A 3762-nucleotide genomic window follows, 5' to 3' on the forward strand; every position below is an offset into this window, starting at 1 on the left:
CTTCCCGCCCAGCTTCTCCAGCGTGCCCGCGCGGAGCGGCTTCTCGCTGGTCACCTCGAGCCGCCAGCGGCCGCCCACCGGCTGGGCGTTCAGCTCGCCGCTGATCTTCAGCCGCTCCCAGAGGTGCTCCAGCGCCCGGTCCAGGGCGGCGCGGTCCGGAAACTCGATGACGTAGGTGTTCATGATCCTCCGGGGCTGCCTCCCCGCTCGCTCGTGGGCGCCCGCCGCTGGCAGCGCGGGCAGAAGGTGGCGCTGCGACCGCCCAGGCGGAGGCTCTCCAGCGGCCGGCCGCAGCGGCGGCACGGCTGGCCCGTCCGGCCGTAGGCCTCGAGGCGGACGGCGAAGCCTCCGGGGAAACCTTCGCCATCAAGATAGTCGGAAAAGGTGGTGCCCCGCCAGTCGATGGCCTCGGCCAGCACGCCGCGGACGGCCGCCCAGAGGCGCCGGATCTCCGCGGAACGGAGGCTTCCTCCCGCGCGCGCCGGATGGATGCGCGCCCGCCAGAGCGCCTCGTCGCTATAGATGTTGCCCAGCCCGGCGAGGAGGCGCTGGTCGAGGAGGAGCGCCTTGACCGGCGCGCGCCGGCCCGCCAGGGCCCGGGCGAGCCGGGCCGGCGTCAGTCCGCCGTCCAGCGCGTCGGGGCCGAGCTGGCGCCAGCCGGGAGGAAGCGGGAAGAGGCCCCCCTCCGCGCCGCCCTCCCCGGAAGCCTCCGCGAGGAGGTGGAGGCGGGCGAACTTCCTGACGTCCCGGAAGAGGAGCCAGCCGCCGCCGGCCAGGCGCGCCCGCAGGTGCAGGTGCGGGTCGCCGCCCGGCGCGGGGGGGTCCGCGCGGTAATAGAGGCGCCCGGTCATGCGCAGGTGGACGAGCCAGGCGGGCAGCCCCGCCGCGAAGCGAAGGATCAGGTACTTGCCGCGCCGGTCGAGCGCCTCGACGCGCGCGCCGGCGTAGAGCCCTTCGAAGCGGCCCGGCTCCACCCCGACCAGGAAGTGCGCGTGGAGCACCTCCACCCGCTCCAGCCGCTCCCCGGCCAGGTGGGCCGCCAGCGTCCGGCGGATCGTCTCCACCTCGGGCAGCTCGGGCAAAGCCGCTCTAACCCTCCCCGCCCAGCGGCGCCATGTCGTACCAGTTGGGGCCCGCCTTCACCTCGACCACCAGCGGCACGGCCAGCTTCATGGCGCCCTCCATGGCGCGGCGGAGGAGGCCGGCCATGGCCTCGCGCTCCTCGGCCCGGCCCTCCAGGATCAGCTCGTCGTGGACGGTGAGGACGAGGCGCGCGTCCAGCCCGCTCTCGGCCAGGGCGCGGCGCAGGCGGATCATGGCCATCTTGAGGATGTCCGCCGCCGTCCCCTGGATGGGCGTGTTGAGCGCCGTCCGCTCGGCCGCCTGGCGCCGGGCGTAGAGCCGCGAACGGATGTCCGGCAGGTAGCGGATGCGGCCGGAGAGCGTCCGCACGAAGCCCTCCGCGCGCGCCCGCTCCACCGCTTCCTCCATGTAGCGGCGGACGCCGGGGAAGCGGTCGAGGTAGGTACGGATGAAGGCGCCCGCCTCCTCACGCGAGATCCCGAGCTGCTGCGAGAGGCCGTAGTCGGAGATGCCGTAGACGATGCCGAAGTTGACCGCCTTGGCGCGGGTCCGCTGCTCGGACGTCACCGCCTCGGGCGGCACGCCGAAGACCTCGGCGGCGGTGGCGCGGTGGATGTCCTCCCCCGAGAGGAAGGCCGCCTGCAGCCGCTCGTCGCCGGCGATATGGGCGAGGACGCGCAGCTCGATCTGCGAGTAGTCGCCGGAGACCAGGAGGCGGCCGGGCGGCGCCGTGAAGGCCTTGCGCAGCTTCCTTCCCGGCTCCTCGCGCACGGGGATGTTCTGCAGGTTGGGGTCGGCGCTGGAGAGGCGGCCGGTGGCGGTCACCGTCTGGTTGAAGGCGGCGTGGACGCGGCCGTCGGCCGGGTCGATCACCGGCCCCAACCCCTCCACGTACGTCCCGTAAAGCTTGGTCAGCTGCCGGTACTCCAGCACCTTGGCGGCGATGGGGTGGACGGGGAGAAGCGACTCGAGGACATCGGCGTCTGTCGACCAGCCGGTCTTGGTCCGCCGCCCTCGCGGCAGGCCCAGCTTCTCGAAGAGGATCTGGCCCAACTGCTGCGTCGACTGGATGTTGAAAGGCTCGCCGGCCATCTGGTGGATCTCGCCTTCGAGGCGGGCGATGCGTTCCCGGAACTCCTCGCCCAGCTGGCGCAGCGTCGCCGGGTCGACGCGGACGCCGGTCGCCTCCATCTCGGCCAGGATGGGCTCGAGCGGCAGCTCCACCTCCCGGTAGAGGCGGCCGAGGCCCATGGCCTCCACCTCCGCCTCCAGCGCGGGCAGGAGCCGTTCCACCGCCCACGCCTCGCGCGCCAGGTCCCGGGCGAGCGCCTCCCCCTGCTCCGCCCCCGCCCGGTCGGTCTCGGGAAGCTCCACTTGGCCCCAGCGCCTTGCCAGCTCCTCCAGCGGGTAGCGGCTGCGGGAGGGGTCGAGCAGGTAGGCGGCCAGCTCCGCGTCGCCGGCGAGGCCCGCCGGCTGGCAGCCGGCGGCCCAGGCGGCGCGCAAGAGCGCCTTCAACCGGTAGCCGGCCTTCGCCGCCCCGCCCTCGGCCAGCCAGCGGCGGAGCGCGCCCGGAAGCGCGGGCGCGGCCCCCGCCGCGGGCGGCTCCAGGGGGAAGAGCCAGGCCCGCTCGCCGTCGTAGACGGCGACCAGCGCCGGCGCGGGCAGGCCCGGCCGGTGCGGCCGGAAGGCGGCGGCCAGCGTGCCGCGCCGCCCGCGCATGCGCTCGAGGAAGCGCTCCCCCTCCTCCTCCCCTCCCACCCATTGGAGCGGCACCTCGCCCGCCGCCGCCTGCGCGCCCGACGTCGCCGGAGCCTCCCCCGGCGAGGCCTCCTCTCTCGCCGCCTGCGGCGACGTCTCCGTCGCCGCAGGCTCGCCGGCCAGCCCGAAGCGCCGGGCGAGGCTCCGCAGCTCCAGCTCCTCGAAGAGGGGGCGGGCGGCGACCGGGTCGGGCGGCCGCCGGCGGCAGGCATCCAGGTCCAGCTCCACCGGCGCGTCGCAGTCGATGGTACCCAGCTCGCGGCTCATCCGCGCCTCGGCCTCGTGCGCCGCCAGCCGCTCCTGGAGCTTCTTCCCAGGCACCCGGTCGAGGTGGCGGTAGAGCTCGTCGATCGAGCCGAACTCCCGGATCAGCTTGAGCGCCGTCTTCTCGCCCACGCCCGGCACACCGGGGATGTTGTCCGAGGCGTCGCCCGCAAGCCCCTTCACCTCCGCCAGCTGGCGGGGTTCGAGGCCGTACTCCTCGCGGATGGCCTCCAGGGTGAAGAGGCGGGTCTCGCTGATCCCCTTCACCGTCACCAGCACGTCGGTCCGCTCGTCCACCAGCTGGAGGGCGTCGCGGTCGCCCGTGACGAGCAGTACGTGGAGGCCGCGCGCAGCCGCCTGGCGGGCGAGCGTTCCCAGGATGTCGTCGCCCTCGTAGCCGTCCTTCTCGTAGACCGGGATGCGGAGCGCCTCCAGCAGCCGGTGGAGGAGCGGGATCTGGCTGGCCAGCCCCTCCTCCATCGGCTGGCGCTGCGCCTTGTACTGCTCGTACGCCTCGTGCCGGAAGGTTGGCCCGCGGCGGTCGAAGACCACCGCCAGGTACTCCGGCCGGTGGTCCTGCTCCAGGCGCAGGAGCATGTTGAGAAAGCCGGTGACGGCATGGGTCGGCTGCCCGCTGCTGGTGCTCAGCGGCGGCAG

At 74.4% G+C, this 3762-nt stretch carries 3 protein-coding genes; all 3 read right to left on the bottom strand.

The window, feature by feature from the left end:
* On the bottom strand, positions 1-183 hold a 183-nt coding region (locus K6U79_11300), incomplete at its 3' end, for a hypothetical protein (GenBank protein ID MCL6522938.1).
* A complete protein-coding gene (gene mutM, locus K6U79_11305; GenBank protein MCL6522939.1) occupies positions 180-1082 on the bottom strand; it encodes a bifunctional DNA-formamidopyrimidine glycosylase/DNA-(apurinic or apyrimidinic site) lyase in 903 nt (300 codons plus the stop codon). The genes mutM and K6U79_11300, both read right to left, overlap by 4 nt.
* Positions 1083-1089: 7 nt before the next feature.
* On the bottom strand, positions 1090-3762 hold a 2673-nt coding region (gene polA, locus K6U79_11310; GenBank protein ID MCL6522940.1), incomplete at its 5' end, for a DNA polymerase I.

Source organism: Bacillota bacterium, assembly GCA_023511835.1.
In the GTDB taxonomy this organism is placed as follows: domain Bacteria; phylum Bacillota; class Sulfobacillia; order JAIMAT01; family JAIMAT01; genus JAIMAT01.